Below are 14,531 nucleotides of genomic sequence, written 5' to 3'. Positions count from 1 at the left end.
GTCGGGGTCTCAGCGTTGCGGGAAGAGGAAGGCGAAGGCGATGCGCCGCCGCCAGGCATTGGTGAGCGGTTCCTCGATCACGCCGAGCCGCTCATAGGCGTGGAGGAAGGTGGCAGGACCGGTGAGGATCCCGACATGCTTGGCGATGGCGCGGGGCCTCATGCAGAAGAGGACCAGCGCGCCGGGACCGGCCTCGGCAGGCGACACCTCGATCATCATGCGCCGCGCGCCTTCGGCCAGAACCTCGCGCGGGCCGGTCTCGCCCCAGTCGCGGCTGTAAGGCAGAATCGGGAACGGCTCCGGCCCCACCACGTCGCGCCAGACCCCCCGCGCGAGCCCGAGGCAATCGCAACCGACGCCGCGCAGGCTGGCCTGGTCGTGGTACGGCGTGCCGAGCCAGGAGCGTGCGACGGCGACGACACGCGCGGGGTCGGCCGATGCGAGAGGTTGCGTCACAGCACGCCTCCCTCGTGGCCGCCATCCTTGGTGGCGTAGCGCAGCACGGCATCCTGGCCGGGGATGTGCGGGAACCCCCGGAAGTTGGCCGTGTTGGCGAACCTGGCGCCGCAGGTCTCGATCCGCTTATCGCAGCCCGCACGGATGGTGAAGGCATTGCCCTCGGAGATCTCGCGCACCGGCGCCTCGAGAAGGGTCAGCACGGCGATGCCGTCCGTCACATCATGGCCGAGAACCTCGGCCCGACGCCCCGCGTTGGAGCCACTGGTCCATTCGATGGTCCCGAAGGTGAACCAGCCGGAGGCGAAGCCGCCGAGGCCCGAAGCGGTGAAGGCGCGGTCGCGCAGAAGATCAAGGACAGCGCCCGTGCCCTTGTATGCCAGGTCCTCCAGATCGACGCCGCAGCGCGCGTCGCCGAGCGCAGCGTCGCAGGTCGCCTGGAAGGTCCGCCCGACCGTCTGGCCGAGCACATGGGCGAGCGAGCGGACCTCGGCGACGAAGGCAAGCCGCCCGCGCCGGATCTGACCGATGGCGCCGCGCCGCATCAGCACCCGCTGGCCGGTTTCGGCCCAGTTCACGCGCCAGACCTCGACCTCCGCGTTGTCCCAGCGGCCGTCGAGGATGTCGGTCTCGGTAATCCGGTCCGAGGTCAGCACGCCCTCGGCGTCCTGCGCATCGACCGAGAGGTCCGAGCCGGAACGGACCTCGGAGGCCGTCAGCCCGCTCTCGGGCTCGAAATCCGTCCCCTCGAAGCTGAGCGTCCGATCGTGGTCGGTGAAGCCGAAACTCGTGCCGTCGGCGCGCACGATCCGCCAGCACCAGGCGAGCGTCGTCGTTCCCTCGTCGAGATGGGCCTGCAGGTCGGGGTCGAGGGACTTCATCGGCGCAGTTCCAGAAGCGGGATGGAGGTGATCGAGCCGAGCCGCTCGAGGTCGAGCGTCACGTCGAGCGCGTCGGTGTCGAAACGGACCGGCACGTCGAACTCGAAGCCCGCGGTGATGGCGGCGCCAGCGCCCGGCGCGGTGCTGAAGGTGACGACGCCGGTGGCGGTGTCGACCGACCAGCCGGAAGGCTGCTCGACCCCGCCGAGCGCGATGCGCGCGGTTCCGGTCACCGGCTTCGCGACGGCGCGCGTCCAGGATTGCGCACCCGAGGCGTAGCGCTTGACCAGCTGGAAGGCGGTCGTCGCGCCGTCGCCCGTGCCGATAGACTGATCGGTGGGCGACGGCGTGCCCGAAGGCAGGCAGGACTTGTGGTCACCCCAGTCCTTGAACCGGAAGCCATGCAGGCGGCCATTGCGCGCCTCGAAGAAGGCGACGACGGCGGCCAGATCGTCGGCGCGGCGGATGCCATAGGCGACATCGTAGCGGCGGCGCGAATTGGCCCAGCTGGCGTTGCGCTCCTCGTCGCCCGAGGCGAGCTCGACGATCTGCGTGCGCCGCTCCGGTCCGCCCCGCGCACCTCGGCTGATGTTGTCGGGAAACCGGACCTCGTGAAACGCCATCACATGCCCCTCCGACCGAGCGACACGGCGCGGGCGATATCCGCGGCGACCTGCGTTCGCGATTGCCGGAAGCTCTCGGCGTCGCGGGCCATGATGGTCACGTTGACCCCGCCGCCCGCGCCGTAGCTCTGTGCCTCCCGCCGCGACAGCACGCGTTCCCCGCGCTGCAGGATCGCGGGCACCTCGTCGTGACGAAGCCCGGCCATGCCGCCACCATGCATCCGCGGCGCGGCGGCGAAGGCCATGGCCGGGACCATCCGCGAGGGTCCAGCCGATCCGACCATCCCGCCCGCATGCAGGACGTTGGCGAAGATGCCGCCCGCCCCGGAGAAGACGCCGGAGAGCGCATTGGCGATCGGCCCGAGGATGAACCGCCGCGCCGCCAGTTGGGCGAGATCGGCCAGCAGCGACGTCACCAGATCGCGGAAGTCGAGCTTGCCGGTCTTCACGAACTGGCCCACCGCGTTCTCGGCCGACTGGAAGGCGCCGACGAGGCTCTGGCCGATGTCGCCACCGATCTCGCGGGCCTTGCTGGCGTAGTCGGAGAGCGCGGCGGTGACCGCCCGCCAGCCGGTGACGGCCGCGTCGGTCGCGGGCTCCGCTACCGCAGCAGCAGCTCCGGCCGCCACACCTGCATCTGTTGCGGCGCGCCCGGCGTCGCCGAGGGACGTCTCCAGGCGCTCCGCCGCAGCGGTGGTCTCGGCCAGTGCGTCGGCGCCGTCCTCGTCGGTGCCGCGTACGGCATCGCGCAGCGCCTGCCAGCTTTCGAGGGGCGCACGGGCCCCCTCCGCCAGGTCGCGCGCCGCGCCGCGGTAAAGGTTGGCGGACTCGAGCGCCCTGTTCGCCGCCTCGGTCAGACCGAGATCGGGCGCGGAGAGCGGATTGTCCTCGAAGGCCCGATCGAAGGCCGCCTGAGCTGCCGTGGTTGCGGCAGTCGCCGCTCCCTCGAAGCGGTTCTCGATCTCGCCGAGGTCGAGGTCCGGAACCAGCGATATGCGCCGCTCCGACCCGAGCGCTTCGAGCCCCTGGTTGATGCCGCCGATAAAGCCGTTGATCCGCGAGACCACCCCGTTCAGCATCGCCTCGACGCCATCGACCAGGCTGTTGGCCGCCTGGAACGCGAGATCGCCGATGGCGGCGGGCAGCAGGCCCCAGATCGCCTTGATCGCCTCGTAGGCGCCTTCGAAGGTGTTCGCGGCCGTGTTGCCGAAGCCCACCACGCTCTCGATGGCGCTCTGCATGCCCGATGCGGCATCCGCCTTCAGGTCGAAGAACATCGCCGTGGCGGCCGCGCCCGCCGCCGCCGCGCCCATACTGATGCGTTCCCAGACCTCGACCGCGAGGTCCTTCAGGAGCGACATCGCTTCTCCGAAACCGCCGGCGCCGGAGACGAGCCGGGTGAACTGGTAGACGAGCTCGCCCGCGCCGACGATCAGCGCGCCGATGCCGGTGCGGATCAGCGCCCCGCGCAGGACAACGAGCGCCGTGGCGAGGCCCCGGACCGAGAGCGCCGCAGCCGCCATGCCGGCGACCCAACGTCCCGCGAGGAACGCCGCGAAGGTGGCGGCATAGGTGGTCAGGCGGCCGATGTTGTCCAAGAGACCGCGGATCGCGATGCCGAGCGGCCCGGTGCGGCTGGCCACCGCCGCCATGGCATCGGCGACGGCTTCCAGCGCAGGTGCCGCTGCGACCGCCAACTGGTTCGAGAGCCCGCGCCAGACCAACCCGAGCCGCGAGATGGCGTCGTTCGTCCGCTCGATCTGGTCGGCGTCCTGCTCGGAGACGACAACCCCGAAGGCGAGGACGTCCTCTGTCGCCTGGCGCAGCGTCGCGGTGTCGATCCGGCTCATCGCGATGGAGCCTTCCTCGCCGAAGAGCTGGCCCGCGACCGCCGCGCGCTCGGCGGCAGGCACGAAGCTCTCGATCGCCGCGTTGATCGCGCCCACGCGCTGGTCCAGCGGCAAGGCGATCAGCTCATTTGCTGAAAGCCCCAGCCGGTCGAGCGCGTCGGCAGCAGGGCCGGTCCCGGCGGCCGCCTGACTGAGACGGCGCGTCAGATCCTTGGTGGCCTGCTCGATGCCGGACATGGAGACGCCCGCCAGATCGCCCGCGCGCTCCAGCGTCTGGATCGAGGCGACGGTGGTGCCGAGCGACTGCGCCAGCTTCGCCTGCGCATCGACCGTCTGCAGGCTGGACCGGATCATCGCCACGCCAGCAGCGGCTGCGGCGGCCACGGCAGCGGCAGCCGCGACCCGCACCCGCCGCGAGAAGGCCGCGAGCCGGGCGTTCGCGGCTTCCATCTCCCGGCTCAGCCGTCCGAAGCCGCGCGACCCGGCCTCGCCCACGCCTTCGAGTTCGGCGCGCACCTGCCGTCCGCCCACGGCCGCGAGGCGGACGCTGACCCTCTTCTCAGCCATGGGAATGATCCATCTTTTCGTTGAGCTTGGCCACCATCACCGCTTCGATGACGGGCAAGAGTTCACCCGCAGCAGCGGGCGGGACGCCGAGCGCATTTCCCAGAGCGAGGGCCGCGGACAGGTCCCAGCCGACCACCGCGCCGGGCAGCACGCGCAACTGACCGCCGAGGCGGCCGACGAGATCCCAGACCTGCCAGCCCTCATGGGTAAGCGGCCGGTTCAGGCGCGTCGGGCAGTCTTCGCACGCTTGCGCGCAGGCTTGGCAGTAGCGATCGCCCCCGCCGAAGGACCATTCGGCGAGAGCGCGGAGGCGTTTTTTTCCTGTTCCAGCAGCAGACCCTTCGAGACATAGGTCAGCTGGAAAGCCTCGAAGATCGGCCAGACGTCGAGCAGCGCGTCGATGGCCTGGGGGCTCGGGTCGATGGGCTTGCCGTCGGCGTCGCCGATGCCCTCCCAGGCGAGCACCGCCCGCCGCGCCAGCGCTTTGGCGAAAGCGACGGCGCGCTCCTCGTCCGAGGCGTCCTCGGGCACCGCCTCGACGGCGGGGTCGCTGCGCGTCGCGACCATCAGGGCGGTCGTCAGCGGGCGCAGCTGCACCCGGACGCCGGGGGCGAGGTCATGCCAGCGCGGGGTATTGGTCAGGTCGAGCGTCAGCATCAATATGTCTCCACATCATTCACGAGAGTCGCGGTGCACATCCGGCCGACGACGCTGTCGCGCGCCGCCTGCCAGTCGAAGGTGGCCTGCACGCCCTGCGGCCCGGAGATCTCGATCCGTGGGCGCGGCAGGAAGACGGCATGCACGGTGAAGGTGAAGCTCTCGCCCGAGGGCAGGACGTAGGCGAATTCCATCTCGCAGGCCTCGCCGTTGATGGCCTGCGTCACCAGCGTCTGGTCGGCGAAGCGCACCTCGATCCGGCCCGTCAGCGCGGCAATGGATGGATCCGCGCCATCGATGCGCCCGTCCGAGCGGATGGTCTCGATCCGGTCGAGGTTGTTGGCATAGGTGATCTCGGCCGAGACCACGTTACCGAGCGCCGAGCCGTTGCGGGTGATCGCCCCGTTGAAATGGCCGAAACGCTTCAGCTCCAGCGCCGCCGGTGTGCCCGCACTCGTCGTGGTGCCGACCGTCTCGCCCTGCGCTACCAGCCGCGCCGTGGCAGTCAGCAGGCCCGAGCGCTGCATCTGCCAGGTGATCTGGTCGAGCACACAGCCGGAATACATCGCATAGCGCGGCACTTCCGGCATGCCGGTCTCGATCGACATCGAGGGCAGCGTCCAGGACCCCGACTGAAATTCGTGGCTGTACGGGGCCTCCGCGCCCGTGGTCGTGGGCGCGCCGAAGGCTGCCTTCAGCCAGAAGCCGAACGCCTCGGCGTCCAGCGGCACGACGACGTCGCCGTCGGCCGTCACGGCGTCCTTGATCGGCGCTAGCGGATCGCGGCCGTAGCCGAGAAGCTCCGAATTCAGCAGCGGCTGCTCCGCGCCGAGCGACGTGCTGGCGAAGGGCATGCGGGTGAAGCCGCTGACGGGCGGCGTTCCATAGGTCGTCTCGAACGCAAGCGCCATCAGCGCTCGCGCCCCTTGGGCTCGTGCCATGTTCGTCTCCTGTGGTCGGTTGGGTCAGGCCAGCGGGTCGGCCGTGGAATAGTGCAGCACGACCGGGATAACGGCGGCCTTCAGACTCGCCGCGCCCTCGACCGGCAGATCGACCGGGCGCGGGGCTTCGGCCTCGACCCAGTCGCAGAACCCGCCCAGCGTCCGGTCGGCGGCGAGCGCTGCGCCGATGCTGGCGGTCAGCGTGTCAAAGGCGGCGTCGCGATCGGCACCCTGAACGACCGCCTCGATCTCGGCTCGGTGCTGGTAGTGATAGCGCAGCGGCGACAGCGTGACTTCGGGCGCACCTGGTTCGCCATCGCGCAGGATCATCAGGCCCTCGACCGGCATGCGCTCGGGCAGCACGTCCCCGCGCAGAGCGGTGGCGGGCAGCGCCGAGAGCCGCGCGTGCAGCGCGACGAGGATGGTTTCGCGAGGTGTCATGGGTCGGCCGAGTTGGAAATCGCTTCGAGCACCGGACAATCGGGGACTTCGGCGCCCGAACACCTGGATGCAGTTGTAGCGAGGACGGATTCGATACGCCGAAGATCCGCGATCCTCGCGCGGACATCGGCAAGGTGCCGCTCCGTCCGTTCCTTGACCTCGGCGCAGGTCGGCGCGGCGCCGTCGCCGAGCCCCATCAGCCCGCGGATGTCCTCCATCGAGAACCCGAGTTCGCGGGCGCGCAGGATGAAGCGGAGGCGTGTGGCGTGTGCGGCGGAATAGACCCGGTAGCCGGCGTCCGTGCGGGGCGGGTCGGGCAGCAGGCCGGTCTTCTCGTAATAGCGGATCGTCTCGATGTTGCAGCCGGTCGCCCGGGCCAGGTCGCCGCGTGTGAAGCCGCTCTCGCGCTCGTGATCGGTCATGGGCAAGTTTCCTCTTGAGCCTGTAGTTGCTACAGACCCTACACCCATCGTCAATCACAGACGAGAGGTGCGCGACATGGCGCTGACAGACGACAGAACGGACAGCACGGGCGCGGATCGCCCCGCCCGAAAGGGCTGGCTCGCGGCGGGCGGTGTGGTGGGCGCCTTTCTCGCCTCGGCCTGCTGCATCGGGCCGCTGGTGCTTCTGACTCTCGGCATCTCGGGCGCCTGGATCGGCAACCTGACGGCTCTGGAGCCTTACAAGCCGATCTTCGCCGTGATCGCGCTCGGCTTCATCGCGGCGGGTTTCTGGCAGGTCTATTTCCGCAAGCCAACCGTCTGCGAACCCGGTTCCTACTGCGCAAGGCCAGCATCGGCGCGCATCACCAAGTCGGCTCTCTGGGCCTCCCTGATCCTCGTTCTCGCAGCCCTCACCATCGACTGGTGGGCCCCGCTTCTCTACTGACCCCGAAAGGACATCCACATGAAGAAGATCCTTGCACTCGCCTTGTTCGGCCTGACCGCCGTTGTGCCGATCACCGCCATCCCTGTTGCCGCGCAGACCGTCGCCGCCGAGCAGACCGTCACCTTCGCGGTGGACAACATGACCTGCGCGCTCTGCCCAGTCACCGTGAAGCGTGCGATGGAGGGCGTCGCGGGCGTGCGCGCCGTCGAGATCGACTTCGATGCCCGCACCGCCACGGTGATCTTCGACACCGCCGCGACGAGCGCCGACGCCATCGCGACCGCGTCGGCCAATGCAGGCTACCCGGCGCGTGTCGCGGGCTGACGAGATGACCGAGCAGTCCGACCGCAAGCTGATCGCGACAGGGATCGTCGGCACCGTCATCGCGGCGCTCTGCTGCTTCACTCCGGTGCTGGTGGTGCTTCTGGGTGCCGTGGGCCTGTCGGCCTGGCTGGGTTGGCTCGACTACGTTCTGCTGCCCGCGCTCGCCTTTTTCGTCGCGCTGACCGTGTACGCGGTCTGGAGACGGCAGCGGCGCCAGACCACTCGAACGGATGGATGACTTGATGAAAGACGATTGCTGCGCGCCCAAGGGCGATTTCGACCTTGCCGTGATCGGCGCCGGATCGGCCGGGTTCTCCGCCGCGATCACCGCCGCCGAGGGAGGCAAGCGCGTCGCGCTGATCGGCCATGGCACCATCGGCGGGACCTGCGTGAACGTGGGCTGTGTGCCCTCCAAGACGATGATCCGGGCCGCGGAAGCCCTGCACGGTGCGCAGACAGCACATCGGTTCCCGGGCCTGAACAGCGAGGCGCAGGTCGCCGACTGGTCGGCGCTGATTGCGGCCAAGGACGATCTTGTCGCGACACTGCGCCAGAAGAAGTACGCCGATCTGCTGCCGGGCTACGGCGGTGTGACCTATCTCGACGAGGGTCCGGCGCGTCTCGTCCTCGGCGGGGTCGAGGTCGGCGGGCGCAGGATCACGGCTCCCAAGGTGATCGTCGCGACCGGTGGCCGACCCGCCGTGCCCGACATCCCTGGGATCCAGGACGCACCAACGCTCGACAGCACGTCGCTGCTGGAGCTGGACCGGTTGCCCGAAAGCCTGATCTTCCTCGGCGGCGGCTACATCGGCGTGGAGCTGGCGCAGATGATGGCGCGGATGGGCACCCGCGTCACCATTGTCTGCCGCTCGCGCCTGCTGCCGCGCACAGAGCCGGAGGTGTCCCGGGCGCTGACGGAGACGCTGCGCGCCGAGGGCGTCGCGGTTGTCGATGGCGCGACCTACGACGCCGCACGGCGCGACGGGGCCCGTGCGGTCCTGACGGTGACGGTGGACGGCGCAGACCGCGATCTGACGGCCGACCGCCTCGTCCTGACGACGGGACGCGCAGCCAACACCGAGGGGCTGGGCCTCGCGGAGATGGGCGTCGAGACCGACGCGCGTGGCGCGATCCGGGTGGGCGACGACATGCAGACCACGAAGGCCGGCATCTTCGCGGCGGGCGATGTGACCGACCGCGACCAGTTCGTCTACATGGCCGCCTATGGCGCCAAGCTCGCGTCCCGCAACGCCGTTCTGGGCGGGGCGGAGCGCTACGACAACGCCGCGATGCCGTGGGTGGTGTTCACCGATCCGCAGGTCGCCGGCGTCGGGCTGACCGAGGCGCAGGCGCGCGCCGCGGGTCATGACGTCAAGACCAGTGTGCTGACGCTCGACAACGTGCCCCGCGCGCTCGCCGCCCGCGACACGCGCGGCCTGATCAAGCTCGTCGCGGACCGGGCGACCGACCGCCTCCTGGGCGGCGTGATCATGGCGCCGGAGGGAGCCGACAGTGTCCAGACGCTCGCCATGGCGCTCAAGTTCGGCATGACGACAAAGGCGCTCGGCGAGACGATCTTCCCCTATCTGACCACGGTAGAGGGGCTGAAGCTCGCCGCGCAGACCTTCGACAAGGATGTCGCGAAGCTGTCGTGCTGCGCGGGGTAACCCGAGCCGTCGGTTTCGTGGCTGCCGAGCAAGATTGCGCATCGATGCGATCACAACCTACCCCCCACCCAGTTCGCCACGATCAGCCCCGGCACGCTGTCCAACGCCCGGTCTGCATCCCGCGCCAGATCCAGCCGCTTCGGCAGCTTGACCTGCGGCACCAGCAGGAAGATCGGCGCAGTGACCTTTCCGCGCCCGGTCTTCGACCGCGACACCACCGCCTGGCCTTTCGTGTTCAGCCGCCCCTCGGCGACCAGCAGGCTGGGGCCCGTCCGGCGATAGACGAAACGCAGGCGGAGGCCGCGTCGCCGCTCCCATTCACCGGGGGTGATCCGGCCGCCGCGCAGGGATTTGCCCGCCGCGGGCAGCGGGATCGCCAGCCAGAACCCGTTCTTCGATCGGATCAGCGGCCCGGTGTCATGCGCACCGACGATTACCGGCGCCTTCGACCAGACCAGCGCCGCAGCCTCAAGGCTCTCGCCCGACCTCGGGAAGTTCTGGCTCCGGATCGAGTTGGCGAGCCGTGTACCAAGCCCCGCGCCGGTGATCTGCAACCGCCACGCCGTCTTCAGCCCAGTCCCGGCCTCGCGAATGGCGGCGGTGACGGCCCGTTCACCCGCCGCGACCTCGGCCGCCATCATCGCGACGATGTCGGGATCGATGTCGAGCTTCAGTTTCACGCGGGCCTCAGGTCGACGGTCCAGACCAGCCGCTCGCGGTCGCGGACCGGCTCGCCCTGTATGAGGAAGGCGTCGCCGTCGATCTCGATGCGGTCGCCGGGACGCGGGTTCGCCACCTCGGCCACGCGCAGGTCGATCCGGGTGGTTTCGGACCAGAGCCGCGCGTCGCCGAAGTCGGTGACCGCGTCGGCGCGACGGGCGACGGCACGCACCAGCACGGGTGTACCGCCGTCGGCGATGTAGACCGCGTCCCGGCCGATGTTCGGATCGGCGAAGAGCGCGCCGATGGCGGCGGCGAAGGCCGACATCAGAACGTCGCGTTCAGGCGCACCCGGCCGATGGTGTCGCCGGCGCCGCTCGCCACCGCCTCGACGGCCGCGCCGATGAGGGTGTTGTCGGTCGCGACGGTCGTGGTGCGCTTGTTGGTGTCGTCCCAATAGACCTTGGCGCCAACCGTCCACGCCTGGGAGCCGACCTTGGTGATGTCGAACACGCCGACGAGCGCGGTCTCGACGGGCTCGCCAATGGCGGCGGCACCCGCGGCGATGCCGAAGATGGAGCCGACGAGCAGGCCATCGCCGGAGGCGACGGCATAGGGCGCGGTCAGGGTGATGGTGTTGCCGGGCTGGACGTAGGTTTTCATGATGGGGATCCTCGTGGAAAGACGAAGGGCGGCCCGTCAGGACCGCCCGTGTGTCAGGGTTCAGGAAGCGCGCCTTACGCGCCCGGGTTCTTGTAGAGGCCGCGCCAGTCGATGGCCTTGGCTCCGAAGTCGAGGCGGCACTTGATCTCGACCCCGTCGACGTCGAAGCCGTTGCGCGTCTCGATATAGGCGCCCTGCTGGCCCTCGAGATAGGCGTACTCGATGGTGTCGATCTGGTTCGGGCTGGCCGCCAGATACCAGGCGGTCTCGCTGGCGGCGTCGAGCCGGGGCTCGCTGATCGGCGCCAGCGTCCTGATCGACTGCGGCACCACGCTGGACGTCGCGGCGGGCACGAGGTTCTGGGCCACCAGCTGTTCGGCTTTCAGTTCCAGTGAGGCCGGCACGATCAGGAAGGCAGGCCGGACGTTCAGCACCGTCTTCTTGTCGAGGCCGGTCTGCTTGGCCATCGCCGCGCGCGCCGCTCCGACGCTGCTGACATCGAGCGCCGCGCCGGTGCCTGCCAGGTTCTTGTGGGTGGTGTGGAAGAGCGCATTGCCGTCGGCCATCGCCGGGTTGGCGGTGATGATGCCCCAGACCACGTCCGACTCCAGCTGGGCGATGGAGTTGCCGTACATCGCCGGGATGCGGGTGAAGGCGTCGAGATCGTCGTTGATCAGCGTCTGACGGGTGATGGCGACCACCCGGCCATAGGTCTTGACCTTGTAGCTCTCCTTGCTCTCGCCCAGCGTGCCGCGCTTGAACTCGCCGCTTTCGCCGACCTCGAGCAGCTGCGGGGCTTCGCCGAGCTGGACGCGATGCATCGCCTTGAAGTCGGTCGCCAGCACCTGGCGACAGAACAGCATGAAGGTGCGGGGATAGGCCTCGTAGGCCTGCCGCAGCGTCTTGTTGGTGACGGCCGACAGGATCTCGGGGAAGTCCGAGGTCGAGTGCAGCGCGCGCGTCGCCACCTCGTCACGCGACAGGCCGCGCGTGTTGACCCCGGCATTGCCGAGGCTTTCGCGGGCGAGCTCCAGCAGCGTCATGCCGCGATACTGGCGCGCGGCGTCCTCGAGCTGGAACAGCGTTGGGCTGTAGCGGTGCAGCAGTGCGTTCGCCACCGCGTCACGGCGGGTGATGCACTCGTCTCGGCCGCCGAGCGGGACGGAGACATGGGGGAAGTTCCGGGTCTCGTCGGATTTCGCGGCGACCTGGTCGAGGATCAGTCGGCGGGACTCGTCGATGCTGACGCCGCGCTTGACCAGATCCTCGGCGAAGCCGCGCTCGAGGTTCAGCCGCCCGGCCAGATCGTAAATGGTGGAGACGCGGTCGCGCTCGGCCTCGCGGGCGCGGGTGGCGACCACTTCGGTATCGGGCGCGGGAGTTACCTGCGTCTTCTGGCTGCGCGTCTCGCTGGCCGCGACCTTCGGGTCGGGCGCAGCCGGTTTCGGCTCGGTCATGGGGGTGTCCTCGGTTTCGACCGGCGCGGTCGGCTGGGTGTTGGCGGGGGTTGCGGCGTCGCTCGCCGGGGTCTGGGTCGTGTCCGTCATCGGGATCGGTCCTTTCGTGGTGGAAGGGGCGTCCCGGCGGTGGAGGACGCAGTCGTGAAGGGGGTGCTGGGCGCGGAAGCCCGCTGCTGGGTCGGCTCCGACCGCGACGGCGGAGACCTCGAAGGGCGTCCAGTCCACCGCGCGCCAGAGCTCGCGGGCGCCATCAGGCTTCGAGATATCAAACCGGTGGACCTGGTAGCCGATGGAGACGGCGCGGATGTGCCCCGCCTGGATGTCGCGCCAGATCGGCTCGACATCGGCACGCTCGCTGATCCGGACCAAGGCGATGCCGCGACCGTTCTCGATCCGGGCCGAGCCCGGCACGACCGAGCCGATCACCGCGTCGAGCGTGTCGAGCTCGTGCACCTTCAGGAACGGCGCGCCCGCGTTCAGCCGGTCGAGCCGGACATGGGCCGGGTCGAGGCTGAGTTCCTCGTCATAAGGCTCGCCGAAGAAGGTGGCACGGCGGACGCGAGCCCCGGCCGACCAGACCACCTCGACGGTGCGGTTGTCGGCATCGGCCGTGTTCGGCGCAAGCTCCGCCGACCGGCGCATGGCCGGCAGTTCGATCATCGTGTCCATGAAGGTCAGTCCTGTTGGTCGGCCTGCGCCGGGTCTGTATCCGCGTCGGCGGTCGGGTCGTCGGCGTCTGGTTCGTCGGCGGCCGGATCGTTCGCCGGATCGCTGGCCCCGTCTTTGGATTGTGCGCTGCCGGTCTTGGTGACGCGGCGAGGGTCGCTGTCGAGGACCAACCCCAGCGCGTCGAGCTTGGCGTTGGTCGCCGCGATCTCGGCCAGCACGGCGTCGGGGTTGCGGCCCTGCCGGGCGATCACCTCGGCCAGCGTCATGGTGCCGGACCGGATCGACAGCAGGTTCGCCATTGCGTCCTTCTGCGGATCGACCGCCTCGAACTTCGGCGGCGACCATTCCACCGGCACGGTCGGCGACGGGATCAGCCCCGCCGCCCACGCGGCCTCGGTGAACCAGCGCCAGACCGGCGCGCAGAACATCGGGATGAACAGCTGCCATTGCACGGCGTCGATCTGGCGGCGGAACTCGACGAGCCCCGCCCGGATCGAGGAATAGTTCACCTGGCTGAGATCGCCGGTCAGCAGCTCGTAGGGCACCCGGAACCCGGCCGAGATCGTGTGCAGGCTCGCCCGCTTGTATTCGCCGTAGCCCCCGGTGGCCGACGGCTGGTTGAAGCGGATGTCCTTGCCACCACGCGCATAGGCGATCAGCCCCGGCTCGAACTGCTCGACCCGGTTGCCGTCGGCATCGACGACCGAGGGCGCGATGCCTTGCTGCGCCTCGTCGTCGCCGAACACGATGGCGGTGACGCAGGCCTCGGTCTTCTTGCGGACCAGTTCGGCGACCTCGTAGTCGTCGAGATCGCGCAAGGACCGGATCACCGGCGCGCCCCAGGGAACGCCGCGCGCCTGCGTGCGCTGCTTCTCGTAGACATGGGCGATCTCGGTCGCGGGCACCGGGCGGCTCTGCAACCCGTTCTGCAATGCGCCATAGGCGTCACCGGGATGTTCGGCATGAAGCCAATAGGCCCGTCGCTTCCCGACCGGGTCGAACTCGATCCCCTGTACCAGTCGCCCCGCGCCGAGGGCGCCGGATTTCGTGGCGTCGAGGAAGTCGGCTTCCAGCACCTGCAATTGCAGCGGCACCGGTAGACCGTCGCTCGCCCGCCGCATACGGCGGCGCACCAGAACCTCGCCCGCCTCGACCATCTCGCGGCAGATCAGCGTCTGCAGGCCGTAGAAGTCGAGCTGGCCGTCGGCGTCGCACTCCGCCGTCCAGCGCTCGAAGAGCGCATCGACCCTTCGGTCGAGCGTGTCGTCGCCGCTGGCGGCGCGCGGCATGATGCCCGCGCCGATGATGTTGTTGACCAGAACCGCCACGGCCTTGGCCGCATGCGGGTTGTTGCGCACGAGATCGCGCATCCGGTCGCGCAGCAGGGCACCGGCCACGCCGATCTCCGTGTCGGCCGAGGATCCCGGCGCACGCCAGCCCTCCGTCCGCCGCCCGCGCGCGGCCCCGTCGTAGCCCCGCGTCAGGGTCTCGAAGGCCTGGCGGGCCAGCACCCGCCTGGCGGCGGTCCGAGGTGCAACGGAGGCAATGGCCCTGTCGAACCAATTTGCCGACATCAGCGATCCCCGCGCGAGAAGCCCGCGAACCTGGCGACCGGCAACGGCCGTGTGGTGCCCGCAACGGCGCGCTCGATGGTCCGGATGCGGGCGAGCAGGTCCTCGGCCGAACCATAGTCCACCGACTTGCCGTCATAGCTGACGCGTGTCGTGCCGCTGGCATAGGCCCGGCGCAGCGCCGAGAGTTCGGTTTCCGTCCAGTCGGTCATG

At 69.7% G+C, this 14,531-nt stretch carries 19 protein-coding genes; 4 read left to right on the top strand and 15 right to left on the bottom strand.

Annotation, left to right across the window (positions count from 1 at the left end):
• Positions 1-9: 9 nt before the first annotated feature.
• The 9 genes from VGD93_RS12785 to VGD93_RS12745 form a co-directional block, all read right to left on the bottom strand.
• The gene (locus VGD93_RS12785) at positions 10-456 is read right to left on the bottom strand and encodes an NlpC/P60 family protein (RefSeq protein WP_093359544.1); all 447 of its coding nucleotides are present in this window, start codon (positions 454-456) and stop codon (positions 10-12) included.
• Entirely contained in the window at positions 453-1,337 is an 885-nt protein-coding gene (locus VGD93_RS12780) for a DUF2163 domain-containing protein (protein ID WP_395012541.1), read from the bottom strand. The genes VGD93_RS12785 and VGD93_RS12780 overlap by 4 nt, the downstream gene beginning before the upstream one ends.
• Entirely contained in the window at positions 1,334-1,960 is a 627-nt protein-coding gene (locus VGD93_RS12775; protein ID WP_083548837.1) for a DUF2460 domain-containing protein, read from the bottom strand. The genes VGD93_RS12780 and VGD93_RS12775 overlap by 4 nt, the downstream gene beginning before the upstream one ends.
• Positions 1,960-4,326 (bottom strand): phage tail tape measure C-terminal domain-containing protein, encoded by a 2,367-nt coding sequence (locus tag VGD93_RS12770; protein ID WP_395012540.1) that lies wholly within the window; start codon positions 4,324-4,326, stop codon positions 1,960-1,962. Before VGD93_RS12770 ends, VGD93_RS12775 begins: the two co-directional genes overlap by 1 nt.
• 43 nt (positions 4,327-4,369) lie before the next feature.
• Positions 4,370-4,528, bottom strand: a complete 159-nt coding sequence (locus VGD93_RS12765; RefSeq protein WP_419181863.1) for a DUF7697 family protein — start codon at positions 4,526-4,528, stop codon at positions 4,370-4,372.
• A gap of 68 nt (positions 4,529-4,596) precedes the next feature.
• Positions 4,597-5,034, bottom strand: a complete 438-nt coding sequence (locus VGD93_RS12760; RefSeq protein WP_395012539.1) for a hypothetical protein — start codon at positions 5,032-5,034, stop codon at positions 4,597-4,599.
• A complete protein-coding gene (locus VGD93_RS12755) occupies positions 5,034-5,975 on the bottom strand; it encodes a phage tail tube protein (RefSeq protein WP_395012538.1) in 942 nt (313 codons plus the stop codon). The genes VGD93_RS12760 and VGD93_RS12755 overlap by 1 nt, the downstream gene beginning before the upstream one ends.
• 24 nt (positions 5,976-5,999) lie before the next feature.
• Complete coding sequence (locus tag VGD93_RS12750) at positions 6,000-6,416, bottom strand: acyl-CoA transferase (RefSeq protein ID WP_083548833.1); 417 nt, start codon at positions 6,414-6,416, stop codon at positions 6,000-6,002.
• Complete coding sequence (locus VGD93_RS12745) at positions 6,413-6,838, bottom strand: MerR family transcriptional regulator (RefSeq protein WP_272833772.1); 426 nt, start codon at positions 6,836-6,838, stop codon at positions 6,413-6,415. Before VGD93_RS12745 ends, VGD93_RS12750 begins: the two co-directional genes overlap by 4 nt.
• A gap of 76 nt (positions 6,839-6,914) precedes the next feature.
• Between VGD93_RS12745 and VGD93_RS12740 the strand changes: the two genes are divergently transcribed.
• The 4 genes from VGD93_RS12740 to merA are packed head-to-tail and all read left to right on the top strand — an operon-like array spanning position 6,915 to position 9,295.
• Complete coding sequence (locus VGD93_RS12740) at positions 6,915-7,304, top strand: mercuric transporter MerT family protein (protein ID WP_062563549.1); 390 nt, start codon at positions 6,915-6,917, stop codon at positions 7,302-7,304.
• An 18-nt stretch (positions 7,305-7,322) separates the two neighbouring features.
• Complete coding sequence (locus VGD93_RS12735) at positions 7,323-7,628, top strand: heavy-metal-associated domain-containing protein (protein WP_062563548.1); 306 nt, start codon at positions 7,323-7,325, stop codon at positions 7,626-7,628.
• Between the two features lie 4 nt (positions 7,629-7,632).
• Positions 7,633-7,866 (top strand): mercury resistance system transport protein MerF, encoded by a 234-nt coding sequence (merF, locus tag VGD93_RS12730; RefSeq protein ID WP_123644184.1) that lies wholly within the window; start codon positions 7,633-7,635, stop codon positions 7,864-7,866.
• A 4-nt stretch (positions 7,867-7,870) separates the two neighbouring features.
• The gene (gene merA / locus VGD93_RS12725) at positions 7,871-9,295 is read left to right on the top strand and encodes a mercury(II) reductase (RefSeq protein WP_228189482.1); all 1,425 of its coding nucleotides are present in this window, start codon (positions 7,871-7,873) and stop codon (positions 9,293-9,295) included.
• A gap of 50 nt (positions 9,296-9,345) precedes the next feature.
• Here the strand turns inward: merA and VGD93_RS12720 are convergent, their stop codons facing one another.
• The 6 genes from VGD93_RS12720 to VGD93_RS12695 all read right to left on the bottom strand — a co-directional run bounded on the left by VGD93_RS12720 (position 9,346) and on the right by VGD93_RS12695 (position 14,530).
• Positions 9,346-9,975 carry a DUF6441 family protein gene (locus tag VGD93_RS12720; protein WP_062563545.1) on the bottom strand — a complete coding sequence of 210 codons (630 nt, stop codon included), beginning with the start codon at positions 9,973-9,975 and terminating at the stop codon, positions 9,346-9,348.
• Positions 9,972-10,283: a head-tail joining protein gene (locus VGD93_RS12715; protein WP_062563544.1), complete on the bottom strand. Its 312-nt coding sequence runs from the start codon at positions 10,281-10,283 to the stop codon at positions 9,972-9,974. The genes VGD93_RS12720 and VGD93_RS12715 overlap by 4 nt, the downstream gene beginning before the upstream one ends.
• Positions 10,283-10,618, bottom strand: coding sequence for a DUF2190 family protein (locus VGD93_RS12710; protein ID WP_062563543.1), 336 nt, complete (start codon positions 10,616-10,618; stop codon positions 10,283-10,285). The genes VGD93_RS12715 and VGD93_RS12710 overlap by 1 nt, the downstream gene beginning before the upstream one ends.
• A 74-nt stretch (positions 10,619-10,692) precedes the next feature.
• Positions 10,693-12,747: a prohead protease/major capsid protein fusion protein gene (locus VGD93_RS12705; RefSeq protein ID WP_062563542.1), complete on the bottom strand. Its 2,055-nt coding sequence runs from the start codon at positions 12,745-12,747 to the stop codon at positions 10,693-10,695.
• Positions 12,748-12,752: 5 nt separating this feature from the next.
• A complete protein-coding gene (locus VGD93_RS12700; protein WP_395012537.1) occupies positions 12,753-14,321 on the bottom strand; it encodes a phage portal protein in 1,569 nt (522 codons plus the stop codon).
• Positions 14,321-14,530 carry a phage head-tail joining protein gene (locus tag VGD93_RS12695; protein WP_395012536.1) on the bottom strand — a complete coding sequence of 70 codons (210 nt, stop codon included), beginning with the start codon at positions 14,528-14,530 and terminating at the stop codon, positions 14,321-14,323. Before VGD93_RS12695 ends, VGD93_RS12700 begins: the two co-directional genes overlap by 1 nt.
• Position 14,531: the final 1 nt, after the last annotated feature.

It is taken from the genome of Devosia sp., assembly GCF_036406155.1.
Taxonomy (GTDB): domain Bacteria; phylum Pseudomonadota; class Alphaproteobacteria; order Rhizobiales; family Devosiaceae; genus Devosia_A.
This window is presented reverse-complemented; position numbering and strand designations above follow the sequence as displayed.